The organism is Micromonospora sp. MP36 (assembly GCF_008119785.1).
Classification (GTDB): Bacteria; Actinomycetota; Actinomycetes; order Mycobacteriales; family Micromonosporaceae; genus Micromonospora.
Genome location: NZ_VSFA01000246.1, coordinates 1 through 1,620, shown reverse-complemented (window position 1 = coordinate 1,620; position 1,620 = coordinate 1). Strand labels below are relative to the sequence as shown.

Annotated in this window: 2 protein-coding genes; one reads left to right on the top strand and one right to left on the bottom strand. The window is 69.9% G+C overall.

The annotated features are described in order from the left end of the window. Window positions 1–19: 19 nt before the first annotated feature. Window positions 20–370, bottom strand: coding sequence for a hypothetical protein (locus tag FXF52_RS40975; protein WP_255472945.1), 351 nt, complete (start codon window positions 368–370; stop codon window positions 20–22). 66 nt (window positions 371–436) lie between these two features. Between FXF52_RS40975 and FXF52_RS40970 the strand changes: the two genes are divergently transcribed. Then, on the top strand, window positions 437–1,588 hold the full coding sequence (locus FXF52_RS40970; protein ID WP_222870962.1) for an IS630 family transposase: 1,152 nt from the start codon (window positions 437–439) through the stop codon (window positions 1,586–1,588). The last annotated feature ends 32 nt before the right edge of the window (window positions 1,589–1,620 follow it).

The window sequence follows — 1,620 nt, the reverse complement described above, 5'->3', positions numbered from 1 at the left end:
CGCTTAGTGCTGCTCGGCGTTAATTCGTCGGGGGTTGGGTCCAGGCGGTGGGGTCGTTGAGGTAGAGGCCGCAGGCGCAGTCGAGGGCTTCCTCGGCGGTGCCGGCGGTGTGGCCGCTGGGCAGGTACGAGTCTTCGTATCCGTCTTTGCTGGCCAGGTAGATCGCGAAGCCCCACTGGTTGGCGTAGCCGCCGTAGCGTAGCCGGAACAGGGGCAGGGTGGTGCCGTCGGCGAGTCGGCCGTCGACGTAGGCGAACACGCCGCGGTAGCGCACCGACACCGTGGTCAGGGCAGGCCAGTGGGTGCGGGCGTGAGCGCCCAGGCGTTGGCGTAGCGAGGTCTTGGTCGACTCGGGCGGAGGCTTGGCCACGACTGTCATAGTGCCGCACCCGGCGGCGTGTCGGTGCGGGCACTGCGGCGTGTGGGGTGGCAGAACATGCCGATGCCCCCGACAAGCCCCTACGTGATCGCCCTCGATCCTGATGAACGTGGCGCGCTGCAGGCGTTGACGCGTCGGTCTACCAGCGCGTATCGGCTGGTGCTGCGGGCACGGATCGTGCTGGCCGCCGCGGACGGCGCCACCAACACGGCGATCGCCGCCCGCCACGGCGTGCACGTGGACACGGTGCGCAAGTGGCGGCGGCGGTTCTGGCAACGCCGGCTGGAAGGGCTGGCCGACGCGGACCGGCCCGGCCGCCCGCCGGTGTTCACCCCGGTGCAGCAGGCGCAGGTCAAGGCCCTGGCCTGCGAACTGCCGGCCGACCACGGGGTGCCGCTGTCACGCTGGAGCGCGGCCGAGCTGGCCGGCGAGGCGGTCACCGCGGGGATCGTCGCCGACATCTCCGCCTCCACGGTGGCACGTTGGCTGGCCGCTGACGTGATCAAGCCCTGGCAGCACCGGTCGTGGATCTTCCCGCGGGACCCTGACTTCGCCGCCAAGGCCCACCGGGTGCTCGACCTCTACGCGCGGACATGGCAGGGCCAGGCGCTCGGCGCCGACGAGTTCGTGATCAGCGCGGACGAAAAGACCTCCATCCAGGCCCGCTGCCGCTGCCACCCGACCCTGCCCCCAGGGCGGTCGAGGCTGATGCGGGTGGAGCACGAGTACGACCGAGGCGGAGCCCTGGCCTACCTGGCGGCACTCGACGTGCACCGCGGCAAGGTCTACGGCCGCTGCGAGCCGACCACCGGCCTGGCCCCGTTCGCGCGGCTGGTCGAGCAGGTCATGACCCGTGAGCCCTACGCCTCAGCACGGCGGGTGTTCTGGATCGTCGACAACGGCTCCTCCCACCGCGGGCAGGCGTCCATCGACCGCATGACCACGGCGTGGCCCACCGCGACCGTGGTGCACACCCCGCTGCACGCCAGCTGGCTGAACCAAGTGGAGATCTACTTCTCCATCGTGCAGCGCAAGGTCGTCACCCCCAACGACTTCTACGACCTGGCCGACGTCGAGAGCCGGATCGAGGCGTTCCACGACCACTACAACCTCGGCGCACGGCCGTTCAACTGGCGATACACCAAGAAAGATCTCGACGCTCTCCTCAAACGCCTCGCCACCCACACGCCCCTACCCACCGCCGCGTGACCCCCGACGAATTAACGGAAATGAGCACTTAG